33 protein-coding genes are annotated in these 24,503 nt (G+C 65.5%); 3 read left to right on the forward strand and 30 right to left on the reverse strand.

Annotation, left to right across the window (positions count from 1 at the left end):
• The first annotated feature begins 79 nt into the window (after window positions 1-79).
• Complete coding sequence (locus JOF57_RS19245; RefSeq protein ID WP_209919083.1) at window positions 80-1,006, forward strand: LLM class flavin-dependent oxidoreductase; 927 nt, start codon at window positions 80-82, stop codon at window positions 1,004-1,006.
• Between the two features lie 73 nt (window positions 1,007-1,079).
• Here JOF57_RS19245 and rplO read toward each other — a convergent pair whose 3' ends face one another.
• The 27 genes from rplO to rpsJ form a co-directional block, all read right to left on the reverse strand.
• The gene (gene rplO / locus JOF57_RS19250) at window positions 1,080-1,523 is read right to left on the reverse strand and encodes a 50S ribosomal protein L15 (RefSeq protein ID WP_163664163.1); all 444 of its coding nucleotides are present in this window, start codon (window positions 1,521-1,523) and stop codon (window positions 1,080-1,082) included.
• Window positions 1,524-1,528: 5 nt separating this feature from the next.
• Complete coding sequence (rpmD, locus tag JOF57_RS19255) at window positions 1,529-1,708, reverse strand: 50S ribosomal protein L30 (RefSeq protein WP_209919085.1); 180 nt, start codon at window positions 1,706-1,708, stop codon at window positions 1,529-1,531.
• Window positions 1,709-1,710: 2 nt separating this feature from the next.
• Entirely contained in the window at window positions 1,711-2,367 is a 657-nt protein-coding gene (rpsE, locus tag JOF57_RS19260) for a 30S ribosomal protein S5 (protein WP_163664167.1), read from the reverse strand.
• 25 nt (window positions 2,368-2,392) lie between these two features.
• Window positions 2,393-2,800, reverse strand: coding sequence for a 50S ribosomal protein L18 (rplR, locus tag JOF57_RS19265; RefSeq protein WP_209919087.1), 408 nt, complete (start codon window positions 2,798-2,800; stop codon window positions 2,393-2,395).
• A 2-nt stretch (window positions 2,801-2,802) separates the two neighbouring features.
• Complete coding sequence (rplF, locus tag JOF57_RS19270; protein ID WP_163664170.1) at window positions 2,803-3,342, reverse strand: 50S ribosomal protein L6; 540 nt, start codon at window positions 3,340-3,342, stop codon at window positions 2,803-2,805.
• 13 nt (window positions 3,343-3,355) lie between these two features.
• Window positions 3,356-3,754, reverse strand: a complete 399-nt coding sequence (gene rpsH, locus JOF57_RS19275) for a 30S ribosomal protein S8 (protein ID WP_163664172.1) — start codon at window positions 3,752-3,754, stop codon at window positions 3,356-3,358.
• Window positions 3,755-3,848: 94 nt separating this feature from the next.
• On the reverse strand, window positions 3,849-4,034 hold the full coding sequence (locus tag JOF57_RS19280; protein WP_163664174.1) for a type Z 30S ribosomal protein S14: 186 nt from the start codon (window positions 4,032-4,034) through the stop codon (window positions 3,849-3,851).
• A 4-nt stretch (window positions 4,035-4,038) separates the two neighbouring features.
• Complete coding sequence (gene rplE / locus JOF57_RS19285; RefSeq protein ID WP_163664176.1) at window positions 4,039-4,602, reverse strand: 50S ribosomal protein L5; 564 nt, start codon at window positions 4,600-4,602, stop codon at window positions 4,039-4,041.
• Window positions 4,602-4,919: a 50S ribosomal protein L24 gene (gene rplX, locus JOF57_RS19290; RefSeq protein WP_163664178.1), complete on the reverse strand. Its 318-nt coding sequence runs from the start codon at window positions 4,917-4,919 to the stop codon at window positions 4,602-4,604. The genes rplE and rplX overlap by 1 nt, the downstream gene beginning before the upstream one ends.
• The gene (rplN, locus tag JOF57_RS19295; RefSeq protein WP_024440402.1) at window positions 4,920-5,288 is read right to left on the reverse strand and encodes a 50S ribosomal protein L14; all 369 of its coding nucleotides are present in this window, start codon (window positions 5,286-5,288) and stop codon (window positions 4,920-4,922) included. It lies immediately after the preceding gene.
• Window positions 5,289-5,473: 185 nt separating this feature from the next.
• Window positions 5,474-6,349, reverse strand: coding sequence for a formylglycine-generating enzyme family protein (locus JOF57_RS19300; RefSeq protein ID WP_209919089.1), 876 nt, complete (start codon window positions 6,347-6,349; stop codon window positions 5,474-5,476).
• A 36-nt stretch (window positions 6,350-6,385) separates the two neighbouring features.
• On the reverse strand, window positions 6,386-7,084 hold the full coding sequence (locus JOF57_RS31000) for a MotB domain-containing protein (RefSeq protein WP_234938179.1): 699 nt from the start codon (window positions 7,082-7,084) through the stop codon (window positions 6,386-6,388).
• A gap of 3 nt (window positions 7,085-7,087) precedes the next feature.
• Window positions 7,088-9,463, reverse strand: a complete 2,376-nt coding sequence (locus JOF57_RS19310; RefSeq protein ID WP_209919091.1) for an arylsulfatase — start codon at window positions 9,461-9,463, stop codon at window positions 7,088-7,090.
• Window positions 9,464-9,579: 116 nt separating this feature from the next.
• Window positions 9,580-10,278 (reverse strand): TetR/AcrR family transcriptional regulator, encoded by a 699-nt coding sequence (locus tag JOF57_RS19315; protein WP_209919092.1) that lies wholly within the window; start codon window positions 10,276-10,278, stop codon window positions 9,580-9,582.
• A gap of 76 nt (window positions 10,279-10,354) precedes the next feature.
• Window positions 10,355-11,779 carry an NAD(P)/FAD-dependent oxidoreductase gene (locus JOF57_RS19320; RefSeq protein ID WP_209919095.1) on the reverse strand — a complete coding sequence of 475 codons (1,425 nt, stop codon included), beginning with the start codon at window positions 11,777-11,779 and terminating at the stop codon, window positions 10,355-10,357.
• 79 nt (window positions 11,780-11,858) lie between these two features.
• Complete coding sequence (locus JOF57_RS19325; RefSeq protein WP_234938181.1) at window positions 11,859-13,949, reverse strand: alkyl/aryl-sulfatase; 2,091 nt, start codon at window positions 13,947-13,949, stop codon at window positions 11,859-11,861.
• A gap of 285 nt (window positions 13,950-14,234) precedes the next feature.
• Window positions 14,235-14,531 carry a 30S ribosomal protein S17 gene (gene rpsQ, locus JOF57_RS19330; RefSeq protein WP_209919098.1) on the reverse strand — a complete coding sequence of 99 codons (297 nt, stop codon included), beginning with the start codon at window positions 14,529-14,531 and terminating at the stop codon, window positions 14,235-14,237.
• Entirely contained in the window at window positions 14,531-14,764 is a 234-nt protein-coding gene (gene rpmC / locus JOF57_RS19335) for a 50S ribosomal protein L29 (RefSeq protein ID WP_055109978.1), read from the reverse strand. The genes rpsQ and rpmC overlap by 1 nt, the downstream gene beginning before the upstream one ends.
• Window positions 14,764-15,180 carry a 50S ribosomal protein L16 gene (rplP, locus tag JOF57_RS19340; protein WP_036441254.1) on the reverse strand — a complete coding sequence of 139 codons (417 nt, stop codon included), beginning with the start codon at window positions 15,178-15,180 and terminating at the stop codon, window positions 14,764-14,766. Before rplP ends, rpmC begins: the two co-directional genes overlap by 1 nt.
• Before the next feature lie 3 nt (window positions 15,181-15,183).
• Window positions 15,184-16,017 carry a 30S ribosomal protein S3 gene (gene rpsC / locus JOF57_RS19345; protein ID WP_209919100.1) on the reverse strand — a complete coding sequence of 278 codons (834 nt, stop codon included), beginning with the start codon at window positions 16,015-16,017 and terminating at the stop codon, window positions 15,184-15,186.
• Window positions 16,017-16,481: a 50S ribosomal protein L22 gene (gene rplV / locus JOF57_RS19350; protein ID WP_163664193.1), complete on the reverse strand. Its 465-nt coding sequence runs from the start codon at window positions 16,479-16,481 to the stop codon at window positions 16,017-16,019. The genes rpsC and rplV overlap by 1 nt, the downstream gene beginning before the upstream one ends.
• Window positions 16,478-16,759 (reverse strand): 30S ribosomal protein S19, encoded by a 282-nt coding sequence (gene rpsS, locus JOF57_RS19355; RefSeq protein WP_163664194.1) that lies wholly within the window; start codon window positions 16,757-16,759, stop codon window positions 16,478-16,480. Before rpsS ends, rplV begins: the two co-directional genes overlap by 4 nt.
• Before the next feature lie 21 nt (window positions 16,760-16,780).
• Entirely contained in the window at window positions 16,781-17,620 is an 840-nt protein-coding gene (gene rplB / locus JOF57_RS19360; RefSeq protein WP_163664196.1) for a 50S ribosomal protein L2, read from the reverse strand.
• Window positions 17,621-17,647: 27 nt separating this feature from the next.
• A complete protein-coding gene (gene rplW / locus JOF57_RS19365) occupies window positions 17,648-17,950 on the reverse strand; it encodes a 50S ribosomal protein L23 (protein ID WP_163664198.1) in 303 nt (100 codons plus the stop codon).
• The gene (rplD, locus tag JOF57_RS19370; RefSeq protein WP_209919103.1) at window positions 17,950-18,597 is read right to left on the reverse strand and encodes a 50S ribosomal protein L4; all 648 of its coding nucleotides are present in this window, start codon (window positions 18,595-18,597) and stop codon (window positions 17,950-17,952) included. The genes rplW and rplD overlap by 1 nt, the downstream gene beginning before the upstream one ends.
• Complete coding sequence (rplC, locus tag JOF57_RS19375; protein ID WP_044516127.1) at window positions 18,597-19,247, reverse strand: 50S ribosomal protein L3; 651 nt, start codon at window positions 19,245-19,247, stop codon at window positions 18,597-18,599. The genes rplD and rplC overlap by 1 nt, the downstream gene beginning before the upstream one ends.
• 14 nt (window positions 19,248-19,261) lie before the next feature.
• Entirely contained in the window at window positions 19,262-19,567 is a 306-nt protein-coding gene (gene rpsJ / locus JOF57_RS19380) for a 30S ribosomal protein S10 (protein ID WP_003925843.1), read from the reverse strand.
• Window positions 19,568-20,022: 455 nt separating this feature from the next.
• Between rpsJ and JOF57_RS19385 the strand changes: the two genes are divergently transcribed.
• Window positions 20,023-20,511, forward strand: coding sequence for a hotdog fold domain-containing protein (locus JOF57_RS19385; RefSeq protein ID WP_209919105.1), 489 nt, complete (start codon window positions 20,023-20,025; stop codon window positions 20,509-20,511).
• A 19-nt stretch (window positions 20,512-20,530) separates the two neighbouring features.
• Here JOF57_RS19385 and JOF57_RS19390 read toward each other — a convergent pair whose 3' ends face one another.
• Together JOF57_RS19390 and JOF57_RS19395 are read right to left on the reverse strand one after the other, a co-directional pair.
• A complete protein-coding gene (locus JOF57_RS19390) occupies window positions 20,531-20,884 on the reverse strand; it encodes a nuclear transport factor 2 family protein (RefSeq protein WP_209919108.1) in 354 nt (117 codons plus the stop codon).
• Window positions 20,885-20,889: 5 nt separating this feature from the next.
• On the reverse strand, window positions 20,890-22,515 hold the full coding sequence (locus JOF57_RS19395) for a carboxylesterase/lipase family protein (RefSeq protein WP_209919110.1): 1,626 nt from the start codon (window positions 22,513-22,515) through the stop codon (window positions 20,890-20,892).
• A 106-nt stretch (window positions 22,516-22,621) separates the two neighbouring features.
• On the opposite strand from JOF57_RS19395, the gene JOF57_RS19400 reads away from it, so the two are divergent.
• Complete coding sequence (locus JOF57_RS19400) at window positions 22,622-23,872, forward strand: cytochrome P450 (protein ID WP_209919112.1); 1,251 nt, start codon at window positions 22,622-22,624, stop codon at window positions 23,870-23,872.
• On the opposite strand, the gene JOF57_RS19405 is transcribed toward JOF57_RS19400, so the two are convergent.
• The gene (locus tag JOF57_RS19405; RefSeq protein WP_209919114.1) at window positions 23,857-24,483 is read right to left on the reverse strand and encodes a TetR/AcrR family transcriptional regulator; all 627 of its coding nucleotides are present in this window, start codon (window positions 24,481-24,483) and stop codon (window positions 23,857-23,859) included. The genes JOF57_RS19400 and JOF57_RS19405 overlap by 16 nt on opposite strands.
• Window positions 24,484-24,503: the final 20 nt, after the last annotated feature.

A 24,503-nucleotide genomic window follows, 5' to 3' on the forward strand; every position in this document is an offset into this window, starting at 1 on the left:
GAGCCTACCGATCCACGGATCCTTCGCGCGTCGACGAGAAGTCGACGCCTACCGGGCGCGCGGTCGTACCGTGAGACGGGTGACGTTTTCCATCTCGCTCCCGCAGCTCGATCACGACGGCTTCGACGACACGGGTTTCAAGGCGTATCTGGCTCGCGCCGAGGAACTCGGATTCGAGGGCGGCTGGACGCTAGAGCAGACCGTGGGCCCGGCCCCGACGATCGCCCCACTGGAGCTGCTGTCCTATGCCGCGGCGGTCACCACGACGCTGAGGCTGGGCGTGGCGGTCCTGGTCACCTCGCTGCACGACCCACTGCAGTTGGCTTCGGCGATCACCGCGGTGGACCGGCTCAGCCATGGCCGCCTCGACGTCGGCGTGGCCCCTGGCGGCAACTTCCGGCAGTTTCCGGCGTTCGGGGTGGAGCCTTCCACCTTCATCGCCAGCTTCACCGAGGGTCTGGAGTTGATGAAAGCGGCCTGGTCGGATGAACCCCGAATCACGTTCCACGGCCGCTTCCGCGATGTCGACGACCTGGCCATCAGCCCCAAGCCCGTTCAGCGACCCCACCCGCCGGTCTGGTTCGGAGCCAATGCGCCGAGGGCACTGGCGCGGGCGGTGCGTCACGGCGACGCGTTCCTCGGGGCCGGCTCCTCGACCACCGCGGCCTTCGCCGAGGCGGTGCGCACGGTGCGCCGGGAGATCGACGAGCAGGGCAAGGACCCGGCCACCTTCCGGATCGGTAAGCGCGTGTACCTGATCGTCGACGACGACAGCTCCCGCGCCCGGGCGCTGGTGAACGCGGGGTTGGGGCGAATCTACGGGGACCGGCCCGGGCTGGGAGATGTGGCGGTGGCCGGCACCGCCGACGAGGTGGCGCGGGGCCTGCGCGAAGTTCTCGATGCGGGTGCGCAGACCATCGTGCTCAACCCCACCGGCGCAACCATCGCCGAGGACCGCGAGCAGATGGAACGGCTCGCCGCCGAGGTGATCCCGCAGCTGAGCTGACGGCCGCCCCATCCCGTCAACGCAAAAAGCCCCCGCCGAAGCGGGGGCTTTTGTGTCTGCTCGCGCAGAGAAATTACAGCTCGGTGGCCGTACCACCGGCAGCGGTGATCGCCTCACGGGCGCTACCGCTGAACTTGTTGGCGGTGACGTCGGCCTTGACGGCCAACTTGCCGTCGCCGAGGACCTTCACCAGGCGGTTCTTACGAACCAGACCCTTCGCAACCAGCTCGTCGACACCAATGGTGCCGCCCTTCGGGAACGCCTTGGCGATGTCGCCGACGTTGACGGGCTCGTACTCGGTCCGGAAGCGGTTCTTGAAGCCCTTGAGCTTCGGCAGCCGCATGTGGATCGGCATCTGGCCACCCTCGAACGTCACGGGGACGTTCTTGCGCGCCTTGGTGCCCTTGGTACCACGACCGGAGGTCTTACCCTTGGAGCCCTCACCACGACCAACGCGGGTCTTGGCTTTCTTCTCTCCTGGGGCGGGCCGCAGGTCGTGCAGTTTGATAACGCTCATGATTCCTAGACCTCCTCAACCGAGACGAGGTGATGTACGACCTTGATCAGACCGCGGGTCTGCGCATTGTCCTCACGAACCACGGACTGACGAATCTTCTTCAGCCCCAAGGTCCGCAGGCTTTCGCGCTGCTTCCAGCGTGCGCCGATGGTCCCGCGCACCTGGGTGATCTTGACTTCTGCCATGGTTACGCCGATCCCTCACGCGCTGCTGCGGCAGCCAGCGCTTCGCTCTCGCGCCGGGCCTTCAGCATGCCGGCCGGCGCCACGTCCTCGAGGGGCAGACCGCGACGGGCCGCAACCTCTTCGGGACGCTGGATCATCTTCAACGCGGCAACGGTGGCGTGCACCACGTTGATCGCGTTGTCGCTGCCCAGCGACTTGGCCAGGATGTCGTGCACCCCGGCGCATTCCAGCACCGCGCGGCACGCACCGCCGGCGATAACGCCGGTACCGGGGCTGGCCGGGCGCAGCATGACCACACCAGCGGCCGCCTCACCCTGGACCGGGTGGACGATGGTGCCACCGATCAGCGGGACGCGGAAGAAGTTCTTGCGAGCTTCTTCGACACCCTTGGCAATCGCGGCCGGAACTTCCTTGGCCTTGCCGTAGCCGACACCGACCATGCCCTTGCCGTCACCGACGATGACCAGCGCGGTGAAGCTGAAGCGCCGACCACCCTTGACCACCTTGGAGACGCGGTTGATCGTGACCACGCGCTCGATGTAGTTGCTCTTCTCGCCGCTGTCGCGGCCACCACGGCCACCGCGGTCGTCGCGGCGGCCGCGGCCACCCCGGTTGTCGGAAGCGCCTGGGCCGCCGGCACCAGTTGCCTGCTCGGCCATCATGCAGTCCTCTCGTTGACAGTCATCAGAATTTCAGCCCGCCCTCGCGCGCGGCATCTGCCAGCGCAGCGATCCGGCCGCCATAGGTGTAGCCACCACGGTCGAACACCACGGTGTCGACGCCGGCAGCCTTGGCACGCTCGGCGATCAACTGACCGACCCGAACGCTGTGCGCCTTCTTGTCGCCCTCGACGGCGCGCACGTCGGCCTCGATCGACGAGGCGGCCGCCAGCGTGACGCCCTCCAGGTCATCGATGAGCTGGACGTGGATGTGCCGTGCCGAGCGGTTGACCACCAGGCGCGGGTTCTCCGCGGTGCCCGAAACCTTCTTGCGCAACCGGGCGTGCCGACGCAGCCGGGAGTTACGGCGGGTCTCAGAGATGTTCTGCCCCACCGGCTTGCGGACGGCGGCAGCTTCAGTCTTAGCAGCCATGATTACTTACCTGTCTTTCCGACCTTGCGGCGGATCTGCTCACCCTCATACCGCACACCCTTGCCCTTGTACGGGTCGGGGCGGCGCAGGCGGCGGATAACCGCCGAGATCTGACCGACCTTCTGCTTGTCGATGCCTGTGATCGAGAACTTGGTGGGCGTCTCGACAGCGAACGTGATGCCCTCGGGCGCCTCGATCACCACGGGGTGGCTGTAACCGAGCGCGAACTCCAGGTTGGAACCCTTGAGCTGCACGCGGTAGCCGACGCCGAAGATCTCCATCTTGCGGGTGTAACCCTCGGTGACACCGGTGACCAGGTTGGCCACCAGGGTGCGAGACAACCCGTGCAGGGAGCGGCTGCGCCGCTCGTCATCGGGACGGCTGACCACGATGGCGCCGTCGTCGTTGCGCTCGACGGTGATCGGCTCGGCGACATCCAGGGTCAGGGTGCCCTTGGGGCCCTTGACCGAGACGTTGCGGCCGTCAATCGTCACATCGACCCCGGTGGGAACCAGGACCGGCTGCTTACCAATACGCGACATGTCTTCTATCCCCTCACCACACGTAGGCGAGGACTTCGCCGCCCACGCCGCTTCGTGCCGCCTGACGGTCGGTGAGCAGGCCGGAGGACGTGGAGATGATCGCCACGCCCAGGCCGCCGAGCACCCGAGGCAGATTGGTGGACTTTGCGTAAACCCGCAGACCGGGCTTGCTCACGCGGCGCAGGCCGGCGATGCTGCGCTCACGGCTGGGGCCGTACTTGAGCGACACCACCAGGGACTTGCCGACGCGGGCATCCTCGGTGCGGAAATCGGAGATGTAGCCCTCTTTCTTGAGGATCTCGGCGATGTTCGCCTTGATCTTCGAGTGGGGCAGGGTCACCTCATCGTGATACGCCGAATTGGCGTTGCGCAGACGTGTCAAGAAGTCTGCGATCGGGTCAGTCATCGTCATGACAACCGGCTCACCTTTCTCGCGGCGGTTCCCTGTTCAGGGCCTTCCGCAACCTGTTGGATTGGTCTGTGGTCTGCTGCGCTGGTCGCTGCTGTTACCAGCTGGACTTCTGCACACCGGGCAGTTCACCCGCGTGCGCCATCTCGCGCAGGCAGATACGGCACAGCCCGAACTTGCGGTAAACCGAGTGCGGGCGACCGCACTTGTTGCACCGCGTGTACGCGCGAACCGCGAACTTAGGCTTCTTGTTGGCCTTGTAGACCAGCGCCTTCTTTGCCATGTGCTCAGTTCTCCTTGAAGGGGAAGCCCAGCGCCTTCAGCAGCGCACGGCCTTCGTCGTCGTTGGTCGCCGAGGTGACGACGGTGATGTCCATGCCGCGGGGGCGGTCGATGGAATCCACGTCGATCTCGTGGAACATCGACTGCTCGTTGAGGCCGAAGGTGTAGTTGCCGGTGCCATCGAACTGCTTGCCGTTCAGCCCGCGGAAGTCGCGGATACGGGGCAGGGCGATGGAGATCAGCCGGTCCAGGAACTCCCACATCCGGTCGCCGCGCAGCGTGACGCGGGCACCGATCGGCATACCCTCACGGAGCTTGAACTGTGCGATGGACTTGCGGGCCTTACGGATCTCCGGCTTCTGGCCGGTGATCAGCGCCAGGTCGGCAACCGCGCCGTTGATCAGCTTGGCGTCACGGGCGGCGTCGCCGACGCCCATGTTGACCACAACCTTGACCACACCGGGGATCTGCATGACGTTGGCGAACTCGAACTGCTGATTCAGCGACTCGCGGATCTCTTCGCGGTAGCGCTGCTTCAGCCGAGGCTGAACCTTCTCTGGTGCAGTCATCAGATGTCCTTGCCATTGGTCTTGGCGATGCGGACCTTCTTGCCGGTCTCTTCATCGACGCGGTAACCCACACGAGTCGGCTTGCCGTCAGAATCGACCACCATCACGTTGGACACGTGGATGGCGGCTTCCTGGGTGACGATGCCACCCGACGATGCGCCACGCTCGTTCTGCGACTGCGCGGTGTGCTTCTTGATCCGGTTGACGCCCTCGACCAGGATCTTGTCGCGGGTCGGGAAGGCCTCGATGACCTTGCCCTTCGCGCCCTTGTCCTTACCGGAGACCACCAGCACGGTGTCGCCCTTGTGGACCTTCATTTACAAAACCTCCGGAGCCAGCGAGACGATCTTCATGAACTTCTTCTCGCGCAGTTCGCGACCGACCGGCCCGAAGATGCGGGTACCGCGCGGGTCGTTGTCGGCCTTGATGATGACGGCGGCGTTCTCGTCGAACTTGATGTAGCTACCGTCGGCGCGGCGACGCTCCTTGACGGTGCGCACCACGACGGCCTTGACGACATCGCCGCGCTTGACGTTGCCGCCCGGGATGGCGTCCTTGACGGTCGCGACGATGACATCACCGATGCCTGCGTAGCGTCGCGATGAGCCACCGAGCACACGGATGCACAAGATCTCCTTGGCGCCCGTGTTGTCGGCGACCTTCAACCGCGATTCCTGCTGAATCACTCGATCTCCTGACCTGGATTTGTATGCACGCCAGATACCGACCTGGACGTGCGCGGTCTTTGTCACCGAAGGGCACGCAGGGCTGACCCAAAACAGCAGTCAGCCGAGGTCTGCCCAAGGCAACCCCTACATAGTAGGTGAGCACGGCGAATGCGCCAAATCGCCGCCGAGGGGACCGCACACCGTCAGCTGAGCACGCAGCGGAATCCGATGTGCGTGGTCGAGCTGTCCTGTGATTGGGGTGACCTCGCGGCCGGCCGGTAGCGGTGACAGTACTCGGGCGCGCACAGATGCGAACCGCCCTTGAGCACCTGGTTCACCATCGGATCGGGGTCGGCGGGCGGCGGGCAGCACGCCGGCGCGTCGGCGTCGGGCCGGTGCTGCCCGGCGAACCGGGTCGTGGTCCACTCCCACACATTGCCGATCATGTCCGCCAGCCCGAAGGCATTGGTCGGGAAGCTGCCGACCGGTGAGGTGCCGCGCCAGCCCAGCGCGCCGTCGTTGCGATACGGGAACCGGCCCTGCCAGGTGTTGGCCATGAGCACTCCGCCCGGGGTGGCCTCGTCACCCCACGCGTAGCTGCCCTCGACTCCCCCGCGTGCGGCGTACTCCCATTCGGCTTCGGTGGGCAGTCGGCGCCCGGCCCAGGCCGCGTAGGCCGCCGCGTCCGGATAGGCCACCTGTACGACGGGGTGGTCGGCGGCAGCCGGGTCCCGATCGGGCCCGAACGGGTGGCGCCAGTTGGCTCCGGGCGCCCAGTCCCACCACTGACGCCAGTCCCGCAGGTCGACGGGACCGCCGGTGGGCCGGAACACCAGGGCCCCAGGCACCAGGTCGGCCTCGTCGACTCCGGGATACAGCGCGGGGTCCATCGGTTGCTCGGCGACCGTGACGTATCCGGTGGCCGCGACGAACTCACCGAACTGGGCGGTGGTGACCGAATGCTGCTCGATGGCGAACGCACCGACGGTGACGGTGTGCACCGGAGCTTCTTCGGGATAGAACGCCGTCGAACCCATCCGGAAGGTTCCGCCGGGAAGCTCAAGGAGTTCGGTGGCCACGGCACCGAGGCTAGTCACCGCCGATTGCCGAACGGCTCAGCCCGGCATGGTGATTCCGAAGTCGGCGAGCATCGCCGAACTGGCCTGGTCGAACCCCGGGGTTCCGCTGGGGGCCTCGACGCGCTCGGCGACCAGGAAATCGCCGCTGTTGGTCCAAATGTGCACGGTCCGGTCGGCATATTGGGTGCCCTCGCCCGGCCGGTCGGCCAGGATGCCCATCAGCTTCTGCCCGCTGTAGCCGCACAAGTCGCCGGGCAACACGCTGACGCTGTGGATCGAGAACTTCGCGATGCGGTCGTCGCTGTACTGATCGAACGCGTCCTGTGCGTTCCGGGTGGTCGGGCTCACGGTGATCTCGGCGGCCATCCCGGCCGGTCCGGTCAGTCGCACCGCCTCCGTGTCGGACGTCGCCTCGGTGAACCCGTCGGGTACCCCGACGGTGAGCGTCGGAGATCCCGGCGCCGGACTGCGCACCGTGACGGTCCGTCCGTCCGGGGGTGGGCAGGTGACCTCACCGGCAGCCAACACCCGCGTCGTCGTCGGTTCGACACCGTAGGCGGGCAGGGCGAATCTGGGTGCGGGCCGGCTCGACGTGATGGTCGCCGCCGGAACCGTCGTGACCGGTGCCGCCACGGTGGTGGAGGGGACAGCCGAACGGTCGACGGGGCCGCCGGCGCCGCAGCCCGCCGACACGGCGATTGCCAGCGCACCCGCACCCATCGCCACCGGCTTCATCGATCAGTCCTTGGCGAATGCCACGGCAAGTTTGCGCTCGAGGTCCTGATACGGCTCACCGGACAGGTCGACGGTGACGTGCCCGATGGTGCCGCCGGTGAAGGCGAACGGTGCCCGGTATTGCTGTGACACCGCCGATCCGGTGTTGCGGCCGACGCAGATGCCACCCCCGGCGAGCGCGAACATGCCGGGGTGGGTTTGCATCCCGGCCAACTCGGCCACCGCGTCGTCGTCGACGTACAAGGTGGTGTCCCCCACCGGGGTGTGGCTGCCTTCGACGGTGCCGGTCCGCTCGTATTGCACGCCGAAGATATGCCGCCCCAACGGGATCGGGTCGGGTGAGACCAGCGACTGCTCCTGCTCGCCCAGGAAGTTGTAGACGTAGTGCAGCCGCCCGTCGGCGATGAACAGCACGTGACCGCCGTGCGCACCGCCCTGCTTGAACAACACGCCGTGCGCGTCGGCCCCGTCCACGGTGACATCAGCGAGCACCGTGAACGACTGCCCGCGCAGTTCGGCCGCCGCGCCGAGACCGACCTCGGCGGTGTGCGGGTAGTAGGTGTAGCTGGACCGTTCACCGGCCAGGTACGGCCGCCACCGGCTCATGGTCTCGAGGAGGTTGAGATCGGCCAGTGGCAACCCGTTGTACTTGTCGGCCTCGCTGAACCACAACGCGATGAGCTCGGCGAGTTTCTCCGGCTGTTCGTCGGCCAGATCGTGGCACTGGCTGCGGTCGGCCTCGATGTGGAACAGCTCCCAGCGGTCGGCGTCGAAGTGGGACCAGCCCGACGGGGTGGCGGCGTGCACGGTGTTGGCAAACCAGCCTCTGTGCCAGATGCCGCGGGTACCGAGCATCGTGTAGAACTGAGTTTCTTTCCCTGTGGGTGCGTCCGGATCATCTAGCGCCACTTTGAAACTCACTCCGTCGAGCGGCTTCTGCGGAACCCCGCGCACGCTCGCCGGCGGGGTGATATCGAGCAGGTCGTAGATGGTCGGGGTGATGTCGCAGACGTTGATGTAGTTGTCGCGTACCGCGCCGTGGGCGCCGATACCGTTGGGCCAGGAGATGATTGCGGTGTCAGCGATTCCACCCTCATGAGAGGCGTAGCGCTTGAACAGCTTGTAGGGGGTGTTGAACGCCATCGCCCAGCCGATCGGGTAATGGTTGTAGGTCTCGGGCGACCCGAGCCGGTCGATGAACCTGAGCCCTTCCTCGGCGGTGTCGATGTAGCCGTTGAAGAACTTGGTCTCGTTGACCGAGCCGTTCGGCCCGCCCTCGCCGCTGGCCCCGTTGTCGGAGATCACCACGATGATCGTGTTGTCGAGTTGCCCCGTCTCCTCCAGAAAGTCCAGCACCCGGCCGATCTGAGCGTCGGTGTACGTCAGGAACCCGGCGAACACCTCGGCCATCCGGGCGAACAACCGCTTCTCGTCGTCACTCAAGCTGTCCCACGGCCGCACGGTGTCCTGGGCAGGCCAGGGTTCACCGTTGGGTCCAGTCACATCGGCATACGGGTTGACCGGTGACAGTTCGGTGTCGGGCGGCACGATGCCCAGCCGCTTCTGGTTCGCCAGCACGATGTCGCGGTAGGCCTCATAGCCCATGTCGAACCGGCCGGCATAGCGGTCGGCCCATTCCTTGAACACGTGGTGCGGGGCGTGGCCGGCGCCTGGGCACAGGTAGGTGAACCACGGTTTGTCCGGGGCGATCACCTTGGCGTCCCGGATGAACTCGATGGTCTTGTCAGCCAGGTCCTGCGACAGGTGGTAGCCCTCCTCGGGGGTGGCCGGCGGATCGACCGGATGGTTGTCGTACATCAGGTCGGGGTACCACTGATCGGTCTCGCCGCCCATGAATCCGTAGAACCGCTCGAATCCACGTGAACACGGCCAATGCCGTTTGGTGGCAGCAAGGTTCGACTCTTCCAACGGCGTCAGGTGCCACTTGCCCACGCAGTAGGTGTTGTAGCCGTTCTCGGCGAGCACCTCCGGCAGCAGGGCGGTCTCGAAAGGAATTCGCCCGTTGCAGTTGGGGAATCCGTCGGTGAACTCCTCGATGGTGGCCATACCGACCGTGGTGGCGTTACGGCCGGTGAGAAGTGCGGCCCGCGTGGGTGAGCACAACGCGGTGGTATGGAACTGCGACAACCGGACGCCGCGTTCGGCGATGCGGCTCATCGCGGGCATGGCCACCAAGCCACCGAAACAGTCCCAGGTGGCGATGCCGGTGTCATCCCACACCAGGTACAGGACGTTCGGGGCATCCTCGACCGCGGTCGGTGCCGCATACGGCCCCCAGTCCGGTTCGGAATCCCGGACATCCAATTCGATCTTGCCGTTGAACGCTGAGTTGACCGCTGAATTGAAAACGGTAGCCATGGCGACCTCACTCCGGTTGGCGATTCGGCACCGCTAGCACTGGTCGCGCAGAGATTACACCTGCTCGCTGGTGTTTATCGGGGAAACTGACGGAGCTGCCCAGCTGCCGACCCGCGTCACGAATTCAGTCGCGCGGCAATGCCGTCGAGCAGGAGATTGAGGGCCGATTCAAACCCACTGCCCCGCATCGACTCGTCGAGCAGACGGCTGGTGGCGGCAATGTTGGGGTGCGTCTCGGCGGGTAGCCGGGCGTACGTGTCGCGCCACGTGTCGTCGTCGTGGGCTTGATGTTCGGCGGGCAGCGCTTCGAAGGCGGCATCGAGCGCGGCGAACCCGAGCATCTGGTCGATGAAGGCGTGATACACGTCGACGGCTTCGCGCTCGGGAAATCCGGCCGTCCGCAGCAGCCCCAGAACCGTTTCGATGACCTGGATCTCGTGGGGCCCTCCGGTCACCCGGCTCGCGGCCAGCACCCCGGCCTGCGGGTGTTCGACATAGACGCGGTGCACCCGCACGCCGAGTTCCCGCATGTCTTCCCGCCACCGACCGGTCGGTTCCCACCCCTCGACCACGCGCCGCAGCAGCTCGTCGGTGATGGCGAGCACCACGTCCTCAATGCCGCGGAAGTAGCGGTACAGAGCGGTCGGGTCAGCGCCGAGGGCGGTGCCGAGTCGCCGGACCGTCAGGCCCGTCGCGCCGTGGTGCCGCAGCACGCGCAGTGCACCCTCGACGATGAGCTCCTCGGACAGGACCACGCCCTGTTTGGTCTGCCGCCGGCGTCGCCGTGGCGACTCGGATTTCAACGTTCGGCCCATCCGCACTGCCTCCGGCACTCATGTCACCGCCCTTGCCCCATTGTGCGGCGTTGCAGCGCCTCGGCGCACCGGAACCCTATGAGTCGAACCCCAGCCCGACCGCGTCGAGCGCCTTCAACAGGACGTTACGACGCCCCTGCCGATGGTCGGCGCGGTCGAGTGACCAGCGGGTGGCCTGAATTCCGGCCGAGGCCAACGGCTCTGGCGGGAACGGCAGCGGCATCGACTTGACCATCTGGAGTTCGGTCCGCGCCGTCGGCGTACCCGAGAAGCTGTCGAGCATGACCTCGGCGGCGAAACGGGTGGCTGCCACGCCCAGGCCGGTGAACCCCGCGGCGTATCCCACCCGGCCTCCACACGCCGACCCGAAGAAGGCGCAGAATCGCGTCGAGGTGTCGATCATGCCCGCCCAACGATGGCTGAACCCGACGTCCTCCAGTTGTGGGAACGTGGTGAAGAAATGGCCGGCCAGCCGACGATAGGTGACATCGCGGTCTTCGTATCGAGGCCGGATCCGGCCGCCGAAGTGATACACGGCGTCGTACCCGCCCCACAGGATGCGGTTGTCCTTGGACAACCGGTAGTAGTGGAACTGATTCGACATGTCACTGATGCCCTGCCGGTGACCCCAGCCGATGTCGGCCAACTGGGCATCGGTGAGCGGTTCGGTCATCAACGCATAGTCGTAGACCGGGACCGTGTGGTACCGGTAGCGCTTCAACAGCGACGGGAAACCGTTGGTGGCCAGTATCACTCGGTCGCTTCGCAGCGACGCGCGTTCGGTGCGCACGGTCAACCGCCCGCCTCGGCGGTCGGGCCCGACACCGAGCACCTTGCTGTGTTCGTAGATGTCCACACCGAGTTCAACTGCCGCACGGGCGAGTTCGTTGACGAGCTTGGCGGGATGCACGAGTGCCGCACTGTCCTTTGCCCACCTGCCGGCCAGGTAGGTGGGCGAATCGACCTCCGCCCGGATGGCCTGCCGATCTAGATACAGATGTCCCGGCCGCGGCGGGGCGGCCGCCAGTTCGTCGGCCTGATAGGGCTCGAGCGCGACCGCGATGGTGCCGGTCCGTTCGAAATCACAATCGAGACCCAGTGCACCGACGGTCTTCTCGATGGCGTCGAGGTTCTCCATCCCCAACCGGTCGAGGGCGTCGATCTCATCGGGCCAGCGGTTGCGTCCGTTCTCCTCACCGTGGGTGAGCGAGGCTTCGACGAAACCGCCGTTGCGGCCCGAGGCCGCCCATCCGAGCGTCTGCCCCTCGAGCAGTGCCACCCGCATGCCCGGGTCACGCTGCTTGGCCAGCAGGGCCGACCAGAGACCCGTGTACCCGCCGCCGACCACCACCAGGTCGTACTGCGACGAGGCCCGGGTCAGCGCCGGATGGCGGGGCTGAGCCGGCACATCGTCGAGCCAGAACGGCCGCAGGACGGTGGTAGCCAACGAACGCTCAATGAGGCTGTCGGCGGGAACGCTTCGTTCGAAAACAGTGTGCACGGGTTTCTTCTCGGGTGGCGGTGTACCACCTAAGTAAGACTGACCCGCAGCACTAGCTCAAGGGTGTTGACGTAAGGCCCTACGGCGTGACGATGTTGAACCAGAACGGGAAGGTGTCCATCAGTCCGATGAACTCGCTGACCGAATCCCGGTTTCCGTCGACGGCGACTTTCTTCTGATCGATGCCGTCATCGAGCTTCAGCTTCCCCAACTGGATCTGGTTCATCGTCTCTTTGGACAGCGTGAGGCTCGCATTGGCATCGCCGATCTTGCCTGGTGCGTAGTTCAGCACGCCGTTCTCGACGAACAGGGTGTAGTCCTGCTTCAGGTCGTCGAACGTGACGTTGAGCTTGATGTTCTTGCCCGCCGCCTTCGGTCCGTTCAACCGCACCCCGAGGTAGTCGAACATCATCTCGGGCGGCATGGCCTCGATGGTGTCGGGGCTCGCGGTATCTGTGCCACCGGCAGTCGGCACCCCGTTGCGGAGCTCGTAGGCGCCCTGCAGATACACCGAGCGCCACGGGCCGGACTCGGCCTGATAGCCCATCTGCTCGTAACTGTCGGCCAGCAGGTTCTTTCCGTTCGCACTGTCCGGATTGGCAAACACCACCTGCTTGAGCACCATGGCGGTCCAGCGGTAGTTGCCGTTGTCGAAATCCTTCTGAGCCTTCTCCAGAATCGCATCTTCACCACCCATGTACTCGACGTACTTCTTGGCCGCGTCCACCGGCGGCAGGTCGTCGAGGTCGGACGGATTGCCGTCGTACCAGCCCATGTAACGCTGGTACACCGCACGTGAGTTGTGCTTGAGGGTGCCGTAATAACCACGGTCGGGCCAGTACGTGTTGATTTCGGGCGGGAACTGAATCTCTTCCGCGATCTCCGAACCCACCAGACCCTGATTCATCATGCGCACCGACTGGTCGTGCATGTACTTGTACATGTCACGCTGCTTCTTCCAGTAGTCGATGATGTTGGCATTGCCCCACTTCGGCCAGTGGTGGCTCTGGAACTTGACCTCGGTGTTGGGCCCGTACGTCCGGATCGTTTCGTTGAGGAAGCTGGCCCACTTCAGCGCGTCACGCACCTGCGCCCCGCGCAACGTCAGCAGGTTGTGCATGGTGTTGGTGGTGTTCTCGGCCATCCACATGGCTTTGAACTGCGGGAAGAACGTGTTCATCTCGGTCGGCGCCTCGGTGCCCGGAGTCATCTGGAACTCCATGTCGACACCGTCGACGGTCATCTTGGTTCCGGTCGTGCTGATGATGTCGGTCGGAATGATCAGCGTCGGCACCCCGGTAGACACCGTCTGCCCCAGACCACCATTGACGCCACCCTCCGCGTTTCGGGGCAGCAGGGCGCCGTACATATAGATCGCGCGCCGCGACATCGCGTTGCCGGCGATGACATTCTCGTTCACCGCATCCTCGACGAAGGCTTGCGGCGCGATGATTTTCACCTTGCCGGAGTCGACGTCAGCCTGGTTCACGAGGCCGCGCACACCACCGTAGTGGTCGACATGCGAGTGGCTGTGGACCACGGCGACAATCGGGCGATTCCCAAGCTTCGTGTTCGCCAGATCCAATGCGGCCTTGGCGGTCTCGGGCGAGATCGCCGTGTCGATCACGACCCAGCCGGTGTCACCCTTGATGAAGGTCACGTTCGACAGGTCGTAGCCGCGCACCTGGTAGATCCGATCAGGCACGACCTCGAACAGGCCGTACTCCATACACAGCTGGGCATTACGCCACAGGCTGGGATTGACGGTCTCCGGGGCCGGCTTGTCGTCGGCAATGTAGGTCTTGTATTCCTCAAGGTCCCACACGACATTGCCATTCGCGTCCTTGATCGTCAGTGTCTCCGGACGTTCGATCAGCCCCCGCTTGGCGTCTTCGAAATCAGCCTTGTCGTTGAACGGGAGCGTATCGAGTAGCTTCTGATTGGCTGCCTTGGTCGCGTCGGTCGCGCCTTTGACGCTGTTGTCGGTCTTCACTCCGCCACTGCCGCCGGCTGATCCGCCGGAGTCGCTGTCACAGCCGGCCAGCAGCGTGGACACGGCCACGGTGCCGACACCGGCGACAGCCAGGCCCCCCAGCAGCTTGCGCCGCGGCAACTGCGCACGGACTTCGTTGTTCTCACCGGCACTTTGCGACTTCGAATCGGGATCCATGCGAGCAAATTATGCTGCTCGCCCAACCGCATCTGCAGGCGAATCGCCGGACCGATCCGACCCGTAGCTCCAGATCAGCGACTTCGCGGGAATTCGGGTCGCGCACAAAACAAATGGATATCGCGTTGCTGAAAACCGTGCAGCAAATCGTGAGGAGATCAGATGGATACGTTGATCGCACCATCTGTCTGGGTGACGGTGAATTGACCAGACCCGCGAGCAGACACAAAAGTGCCCCAAACCCGAAGGTTTGGGGCACTTTTCAGTCTGCTCGCGCGGAGAAGGCTACTTGGCCTTCTCCAGCACCTCGACCAGCCGCCACCGCTTGGTGGCCGACGTCGGCCGGGTCTCCATCAACGAGACGCGGTCGCCGATACCGGCATCGCCGTTCTCGTCGTGCGCCTTGACCTTGGTGGTGGTCCGGATGATCTTGCCGTAGAGCGGGTGGCTCTTACGAGATTCCAGCTCGACCACGATGGTCTTCTGCATCTTGTCGCTCACCACGTAGCCGATGGCGGTCTTGCGACGGCCACGGGGCTTCTCGGTGGCCGGCGTGTGCTTGGGGCCTTTAGTCTCTGCCATTACGAATCCTCACCAACGGGTCCGGAAGCCAGACCCAACTCACGTTCACGCAGCACGGTGTAGACCCGTGCAATCTCCTGGCGCACGACGCGCAGCCGACGGTTGTTGGCCAGCTGACCGGTTGCCATCTGGAAGCGCAGGTTGAACAGCTCTTCCTTGGACTCGCGCAGCTTTGCCGTCAACTCGGTGTCGGACAGTTCACGCAGCTCACCAGGAGTAGTTCCCACTGCCATCAGAACTGCTCCTCTCGACTCACGATGCGTGCCTTGATCGGCAGCTTGTGGATTGCGCGAGTCAGTGCTTCCTTGGCGATCTTCTCGTCGGGGTAGCTGATCTCGAACAAAATGCGGCCCGGCTTGACGTTGGCAATCCACCACTCCGGCGAACCCTTACCGGAACCCATGCGGGTCTCGGCAGGCTTCTTGGTCAGCGGGCGGTCCGGGAAGATGTTGATCCAGACCTTGCCGCCACGCTTGATGTGCCGGTTGATGGCGATACGAGCGGACTCGATCTGCCGGTTGGTGATGTAGGCGTGGCCGAGGGCCTGGATGCCGTAGTCACCGAAGCTCACCGACGTGCCACCGCTGGCGATGCCGCGCTGGCGCGGGTGATGCTGCTTGCGGTGCTTGACCTTACGGGGAATCAGCATGGTTTAGCTCTCCGTGCTCTCAGCGGCCGGCGCAGCCTCGACAGCAGCGGCCTCAGTAGCTGCGGGCGCATCTCCGGTCGCAGCGCGGCCGGCCTCAGTGCTCGTCGCCGTGGTGCCCGAGGAACCGCTACGACGCGGCCGGGTACCCGACGGACGCTCACGACGCGGCCGGTCGCTGGCCGGTGCGGCGGCGGTCAGCTCACGCTTGCCACCGACGATGTCGCCCTTGTAGATCCACACCTTCACGCCGATCCGACCGAAGGTGGTCTTGGCCTCGTAGAGGCCGTAGTCGATGTCCGCGCGCAGCGTGTGCAGCGGAACCCGACCCTCGCGGTAGAACTCCGAGCGGCTCATCTCAGCACCACCGAGGCGGCCCGAGCACTGCACCCGGATGCCCTTGACGTTGGGCTGGCGCATGGCCGACTGGATCGCCTTGCGCATCGCGCGGCGGAACGCCACACGGTTGCTCAGCTGCTCGGCCACACCCTGAGCGACGAGCTGTGCCGTCGACTCGGGGTTCTTCACCTCGAGGATGTTCAGCTGAACCTGCTTCTTGGTCAGCTTCTCCAGGTCGGCACGGATGCGGTCGGCCTCGGTGCCGCGGCGACCGATGACGATGCCGGGACGCGCGGTGTGGATGTCAACGCGGACCCGGTCCCGGGTGCGCTCGATCTCCACGTCGGCGATGCCGGCGCGCTCAAGACCCGTAGCCAGCAGACGCCGGATGGCGACGTCTTCCTTCACGTAGTCCTTGTACTGCTTGTCGGCGTACCACCGGGACTTCCACTCGGTGGTGATACCGAGCCGGAAGCCGTGGGGATTGATCTTCTGGCCCACTACTCCGAGCCTCCCTTCGTCTCGGCCGTGCCCTTCACGGCGGCGGCCTTGCTGCCCTGTGCACGACGGCTGCGTGCCGAGGCGGCGGGCGCACCCTTCTGCTTGGGCGGACGGCTCTCCACGATCACCGTGATGTGGCTGGTGCGCTTGCGGATCCGGAACGCACGCCCCTGGGCACGCGGACGGATGCGCTTGGCGGTCGGACCCTCATCGGCGTGGATGGTCGCAACCACCAGCGTCGTCGGGTCCAGGCCCTCGTTGTTCTGCGCGTTGGCGGCAGCGCTCGCGATCACCTTGGCGACCGTCTCGCTGGCACCCTGCGGCGCCCACCGCAAGATGTCGAGGGCTTGCTCGACGCTCTTGCCGCGGACCAGGTCGATGACACGACGGGCCTTGCTGGCGGAGACACGCACGAAACGTGCCTGCGCCATCGCGGATGGGTATTCAGTGACTGTGGTACTCATCGCCGCTTGCTCTTCCGGTCGTCCTTGATGTGACCCTTGAAGGTGCGCGTCGGGGCGAATTCGCCCAACTTGTGCCCGACCATCGCCTCGGTGACGAACACCGGGACATGCTTGCGGCCGTCATGCACCGCAAAGGTATGCCCGATGAAGTCGGGGAGGATGGTCGACCGACGCGACCAGGTCTTGATGACCTGCTTGGTGTTCTTGTCGTTCTGAACGTCGACCTTCTTGAGAAGATGGCCGTCGACGAACGGACCCTTTTTGAGACTACGAGGCATCGCTCCTACTCCTTCCGCTGCCTAGCGCTTGTTCTTGCCGGTGCGCCGGCGACGGACGATGAGCTTGTCGCTCGGCTTGTTGGGCTTGCGGGTGCGGCCCTCAGGCTTACCCCACGGGCTGACCGGATGGCGGCCACCAGAGGTCTTACCCTCACCACCACCATGCGGGTGGTCGACCGGGTTCATCACGACACCACGGACGGTCGGGCGCTTGCCCTTCCACCGCATACGGCCGGCCTTACCCCAGTTGATGTTGGCCTGCTCCTTGTTGCCGACCTCGCCGACGGTGGCGCGGCAGCGCACGTCGACGCGGCGGATTTCACCGGACGGCATACGCAGCGAGGCGTAGGTGCCTTCCTTACCCAGCAACTGGATGCTGACACCGGCAGAGCGGCCCATCTTGGCACCGCCACCGGGCCGCAGCTCCACAGCGTGGATCACGGTACCGGCGGGGATGTTGCGCAGCGGCAGGCTGTTGCCCGGCTTGATGTCGGCGTTCGGCCCCTGCTCGATCACGTCGCCCTGCTTCAGGCCCTGGGGCGCGATGATGTAGCGCTTCTCGCCGTCCAGGTAGTGAAGCAGCGCGATGTTCGCGGTGCGGTTGGGGTCGTACTCGATGTGCGCAACCTTGGCGTTGACGCCGTCCTTGTCGTGGCGACGGAAGTCGATGACGCGGTAGGCACGCTTGTGGCCACCACCCTTGTGCCGGGTGGTGATCCGGCCGTGGGCGTTACGACCACCCTTGCCGTGCAGCGGGCGAATCAGCGATTTCTCCGGAGTCGAACGAGTGATCTCGGCGAAATCGGAGACGCTGGCACCGCGACGACCCGGAGTCGTCGGCTTGTACTTGCGAATTCCCATATCAGTTAAATCCTCTTAGTTCCCGGCTTACGCCGGGGCTCCGAACAGTTCGATCGGCTTGCTGCCGGCGACCAGGGTGACGATGGCACGCTTGGTGTCCTTGCGCTTGCCGAAGCCCGAGCGGGTGCGCTTGCGCTTGCCCTGGCGGTTGGCGGTGTTCACCGAACTGACCTTGACGTCGAAGATCTTCTCAATGGCGATCTTGATCTGCGTCTTGTTCGAATCCGGGTGCACGACGAACGTGTACACGTTGTTCTCGATCAGCCCGTACGACTTCTCCGAGATGACCGGAGCCAGGATGATGTCGCGGGGGTCGGTCACGGTAGCCATCAGGCCGACACCTCCTCTTTCGTATTCGCAGCGATGTACGCGTTCAGCGCCTCGACGCTGAACACCAGATCGTCCGCACGGAGCACGTCGTAGGTGTTGAGCTGATCCGGCGAGATCACGTGCACACCAGGCAGGTTGCGGACGCTACGGGCGCCGACCTCATCGGTGCGGCCGATGACGACGAGAACCTTCTTGTTCTCGGTCAGGCTGCCCAGGAACGCCTTGGCGCTCTTGGTCGACGGGGTCTGACCCTCCACCAGTTCGGTGATCGCGTGGATCCGCTCGTTGCGGGCCCGGTCCGAGAGCGCACCGCGCAGGGCGGCGGCGATCATCTTCTTCGGGGTCCGCTGGCTGTAGTCGCGCGGCTGCGGGCCGTGCACGACGCCACCGCCGGTGAACTGCGGCGCACGGGTCGAGCCCTGACGAGCCCGGCCGGTGCCCTTCTGCCGGTACGGCTTCTTGCCGCCACCGGAGACCATGGCGCGGGTCTTCGTCGCATGCGTGCCCTGGCGCTTGGCGGCCAACTGAGCGTTGACGACCTGGTGCATCAGAGCGATGTTGGGTTCGACGTCGAACAGGGCGTCGGGCAGCTCGATGGAGCCGTCCTTCTTGCCTGCCGGCGTCTTCACATCAATTTTGAGAGTCATTACTTCTCGCCTCGCTTGATTGCGCTGCGGACAACCACCAGACCACCGTTGCGTCCGGGGATGGCGCCCTTGATCAACAGCACGCCGTTCTCGGCATCGACCTTGTGAACCTTGAGGTTCTGCGTGGTCACCCGGTCGTGGCCCATGCGGCCCGACATCCGGGTGCCCTTGAACACGCGGCCCGGGGTGGCACAGCCACCGATGGAGCCGGGGCGGCGGTGCACGGCCTGGGCGCCGTGGCTGGCGCCCTGACCGGCGAAGCCGTGACGCTTCATGGTGCCGGCGAAGCCCTTGCCCTTGCTGGTGCCGGTCACGTCGACGTAAGCACCGTCGGCGAAGATCTCGGCGGTCAGCTCCTGGCCCACCTCGTACTCGGCGGCAGCAGCTTCGTCGACCCGCAGCTCAGCCAGGTGGCGGCGCGGGTTGACACCCGCGGCGGCGTACTGACCGGTGACGGGCTTGTTGACCTTGCGCGGGCTGATCTCGCCATAGGCGAGCTGCACGGCGCTGTAGCCGTCGCGCTCGGGGGTACGGATAAGGGTCACCACGTTGGGGCCGGCCTTCACGACCGTCACCGGGACGACTTTGTTGTTCTCGTCGAACACCTGCGTCATGCCCAGCTTGGTGCCCAAAATGCCTTTTCTAGCCATTTTTCTCGGGTCTCCTACTGGATATTGACGTCGACACTGGCCGGCAGGTCGATACGCATGAGCGCGTCAACCGTCTTCGGCGTCGGGTCGAGGATGTCGATCAGTCGCTTGTGGGTGCGCATTTCGAAATGCTCGCGCGAGTCCTTGTACTTGTGCGGCGACCGGATGACGCAGTAAATGTTCTTCTCAGTCGGCAACGGCACGGGGCCCACGACGCTGGCACCGGTACGGGTGACCGTCTCGACGATCTTGCGCGCCGAGGCATCAATGGCCTCATGGTCGTAGGCCTTGAGCCTGATGCGGATCTTCTGTCCCGCCACGCTTCTCCTACCTCTACTTCGTACATTGGCCGGCCGTACCGAAGCCTCGATGGGAGATCCCACCGAAACCCGTCGGGCCTGTGCCTCGGCGCGGGTGCGCCGAGAATTGCCGCCGCTGTTTACCTGTCTGTGGTCCACCGGCCCCCGCGGTCGGGCGTGTCGCCTTCGCGCACACTATCTCGCCCTGGAATTCAGTCGCGATCTAGTGTTGGGACCGGATGCGCCCGTGGGGGCGCGGGTCGTATGCCTGGCCAGGAATACCCGGCGCAAGGCAACCCGAACAGTATGCCTTAGATCCGGGCATGCTCCAAATCCACGATCGAGCAGGTCGGGGACCGGCCGGATGCAGTCCGCTTATGTAGCGCCATGGCGGAAAAATGCTCGTCCGGCCGCCACCGCGCTTCGCACGCGACAGCCCCGTTCCACCGAACTTACTTCTGAGTAAGGTATGGCGCATGACGCAGTCTCCTGTGAGGACACCCAGCGCTACCTATAAGGCATGGAAGAAGTTGTCACCGCTGCCCGGTGGCAGCTGGGCGTTCTCCGCGGCGGCCATGGCCCGGGTGCCCTATTTCGCCTCGATCCTCCCCCACGTCGTCCGCATGGAGCCCGGCCTGGCCGAGGTGACGGTGCCGAAGTGGTTCTACGTCTACAACCACCTGCACACCGTGCACGCGATCGCATCGTGCAATGCCGCCGAGATGGCGATGGGCATGCTGATGGAGGCCACGGTGCCGACGACCCACCGCTGGATCCCCAAGGCGATGAACGTTCAGTACCTCGCCAAGGCCACCACCTCCCTGCAGGCCAGGGCCGAGCTGACCCCGCCGGATTTCGGCACCATCACCGAAGGCACCGACATCGTGGTGCCGGTCAGCATCACCGACCGCCACGGCGTCGAGGTGGTGCACGCCGACATCACCACCTGGGTGACACCGGTCTAGCGGTCCTGTTCCAGCGGCGCTAGTCGAGATAGGTGCCGTGACCCTCGCGCACCAGCGCGCCGTCGAACAGCAGCACCTCGTTGACCAACCCGCCTTTCTGATTGCGGTAGTGGATCACCAGGGCCGACTCGCCACGGTATGTGGCGAGCACCTCGAAATGCAGATCCGGCATCCCGACGAGCGCAGTGGTCCAGTAGTGCCGCAGCGCATCCTTGCCCCGCACCACACCCCCGGTCTCGGGCAGGAGACGCGCCGCGACCGGCGAACTGAACAACACATCGTCGTGAAAGTGCACCAGCACCGCCTCCACGTCGTGCGCATTCCATGCGTTCACCCATTCCTCGGCGAACGCATGTGGATCCGGTGTCGCCATCGAGTTCACTTCTCCCTCAGCCCGGCCCAGAAGGGGCATTGATGCTCGCGTGCATAGCCACTGTCGACACGACTGCCGTCGGCCTGCAACGACATTCGGGCGCCGTCGCCCCCCGGATCGAAGCCTGGCCAGCCCGGCTGACCATCGACCGCAGGATTGCCGGTGCGCACGAAAGCGCTCCAGTAGTCGATCATCTGGTCCGAGAGCCGTTGCTGTGCCGGAGCCAACGGGGGCGCCCCACCGACGTCGAACAGGTAGCGAAGCTCCAGCGAGTGACTGGCGCCGACCGGGAAGGGCAGAGTTCGCAGAACTTCCGGCGCCGGGGCGGAGCGATCGTTGAACTCGTAGGCATAGACCGGCCGGGTCCGGGACAGCTCACCGGCCATCCGCTCCGAGACGCAGGCAAAGGCACCGTCGGTCACGGCCGCCGAATATGCCTGTGCCACGCCGCCGTACCGATCGATCGGGTAGTGCGCGCCGACCGCTGCAGCGTCGACGCCGAAGGTCTCGGACAGGAGTCGCGGATAATCCGCCGCCGAGTAGCGCTGACCGTGCCGCAGATAGCGCAGGGCTACGAACAACGTGAACTCATCTCGGGTGGTGCCGAGTAGCACCGGCACCGGATCGGCGCGGTCAGATCCGAATGCCGCCAACGGGTCCTGAGGAATCAACGCCGAACCGGTGACCGGACCGGTCAGCTCGTCGCTGCCGATATTGAAGTACCACACCGGCTTTCGTAACCGGTCCACCGGCAGTGCCCGCAAGCAGGTGGCCGCCACCACGAGATCGGGACATCCGACCGCGGCCGCGTAATCGGATGAGCGTCGCGTCGCGGTGGCCAGGCCGGCCTGCGCCTGGCACGGTGCGCTCATCAGGATCGCAGCCCGGAACAATCCCGTCGAACCCGGCGAAACCAGATGGTCACACACCGACATTCCACCCGCGGATTCCCCGGCAACGGTGACCTTTTCGGGATCGCCACCGAAATCGGCGATGTTGTCGCGGACCCACCGCAGTGCCGCCTGCTGGTCGGCCAGGCCGTAGTTGCCGATGTCACCAGCGGACCCCAGGGCCGGATGAGCCAGGAACCCCAACGTGCCGAGGCGGTAGTTGATCGTCACCACCACGATGTCACCGCGCACGGCCAACCGCGCCGCGTCGTAGATACCGCTGCTGCCGCCCGCGAACGCGCCGCCGTGGATCCACACCATGACGGGGCGCAACTTATCCGAGACCGGCGGCGTCCAGACGTTCAGACTCAGGCAGTCCTCGGCGGTGTTGGCCCCGCGTTCGGGATCCAGATCGGGGTCCTGGATGCACCGCGGCCCGGGCCGGGTGGCGTCGCGCTCCCCCGGCCATCCCGGCGCGGGGCCCGGCGCGGCGAACCGCATGGGCCCCACCGGCGCGGCGGCGTACGGCACGCCGGCGAACAGGCGGTGGTCGGATGCCACTGTGCCGCGCAGGGTTCCGGCTGCGGTCTGGACGAGCGCCGGGTTCCGCCCCTGCCCGTGCCCCGGCGGATGAACGGCCGGATCACTCGGCGTCGCACCGCGACCGCCACCCCACGCACAACCTCCGACCAGCATCGCCAGCACTGCCAGCAACGCGACGACGCGACGCCCGGACCGCATGCCAGCGAGCGTACGGGGCGGATCGCCAAAATCAGCTCCCTTACGTGGCGCCGATCACATATGGTGGTAGTTGACACCCGTCAAGTCCCGGTAGTGAGGAGTCCGAATGAGCGCGCCGACGATGGATGACGCCGCGAAGGTGCTCGCCGATCCGGCGGCTTACGCCGACGATGCACGCCTGCACACCGCGCTGACCCATTTGCGCGCCAACAATCCGGTGGCCTGGGTCGACAACCGGCCCTATCGACCGTTCTGGGCGATCACCAAGCATGCCGACATCATGGCCGTCGAGCGCGACAACGAGCTCTTCATCAGCGAGCCACGCCCGCTGCTGGCCACGGCGGCCGCCGACGACATGGCCAAGCAACAGCTGGAGGCCGGCATGGGCCTCCGGACGCTGATCCACATGGACGACCCGCACCACCGCAAGGTTCGGGCCATCGGCGCGGATTGGTTCCGCCCCAAGGCAATGCGAGCGCTCAAGGTCCGCGTCGACGAGCTCGCCAAACGCTATGTCGACAAGATGCGCGACATCGGGCCCGAGTGCGATTTCGTCACCGCGATCGCCGTCGACTTCCCGCTCTACGTGATCATGTCCCTGCTCGGGCTGCCCGAGGATGACTTCGCTCGCATGCACATGCTGACCCAGGAGATGTTCGGCGGCGACGACGAGGAGTACCAGCGCGGCAAGTCCCTGGAGGACGGCCTGGCGGTCCTGCTGGATTTCTTCGCCTACTTCTCATCGCTGACCGCGTCGCGCCGCGCCAACCCGACTGAGGATCTGGCCTCGGCCATCGCCAACGGCACCATCGACGGGGAACCGCTGTCCGACGTCGACACCGCCTCCTATTACGTCATCGTCGCCAGCGCCGGACACGACACCACCAAGGATGCGATCTCCGGCGGATTGCACGCGCTCATCGAGAACCCTGACCAGCTCGCCAGGCTGCGCACGCAGCCCGAGCTGATGGGCACCGCCGTCGAGGAGATGATCCGGTGGACCACCCCGGTCAAGGAATTCATGCGCACCGCCACGGCCGACACCACCGTGCGCGGCGTGCCGATCGCCAAGGGCGAATCCGTCTATCTGGCCTACGTTTCGGGTAACCGTGACGAGGAAGTCTTCGACAATCCGCACCGCTTCGACGTCGGACGGGACCCGAACAAGCACCTGGCGTTCGGATACGGCGTGCACTTCTGCCTGGGGGCAGCACTGGCCAGGATGGAGATGAGCAGCTTGTTCACCGAGCTCCTGGGCCGACTGGACTCCATCGAATTGGCCGGCACGCCAGAGCTTTCCGCGACCACGTTCGTCGGCGGACTCAAGCACCTGCCGCTTCGTTACTCGCTGCGCTGACGCTCGGGCCGCCGGTGGGTGGCCAGGAAGCCATCCACTGCTGCGCGCACGCAGGCGGTGTAGTCGAATCCCGGCAGCGTGCTGAGCTTGCCCAGCACGATCGGACCCAGCAGCAGCGCGGCAGCCTGCGTGCGATCCACCTCACCGAGTTCGGCGATAGCTTCGGGACTGTCGAAGATCGCCTCGAACGGCACCGCATACTGCTCGGCCACCCGCTCACGCAGGGTCCGCACCTCGGCGCTGTCACCGGTCCGCCACGGCAGTTGTTCCATGTCGCCGCCGAGCGCCAACCATGACATCGCGGTGATGCTGATCGGAGCCTCGGCGATCGAGTCGGCCTGCGCCTGAACCAGCGCGATCAGCCGGTCCCGCAGCGGGCCGTCCTCCGGTGGCATCGGCGCAGCGGGGATAAGGGCTCGAAATGCCGCGGCCAGCAAGTCATTTCCACTCGGGAAGTGCCGGTACAACGTCGCCCTGGCCACATTCGCAGCCCTGGTGACCGCGTCGACCGTCACCGCACTCGGACCACCTGACCGCAACAGCGTCGTCGCCGCATCGAGCAACCGGGCTCGCGATCGGGCCGGACGTGGGTCACCGCTGTCGGCAGTCATCTCCGTCACCTCCAGAAAGC

It is taken from the genome of Mycolicibacterium lutetiense (assembly GCF_017876775.1).
Classification (GTDB): domain Bacteria; phylum Actinomycetota; class Actinomycetes; order Mycobacteriales; family Mycobacteriaceae; genus Mycobacterium; species Mycobacterium lutetiense.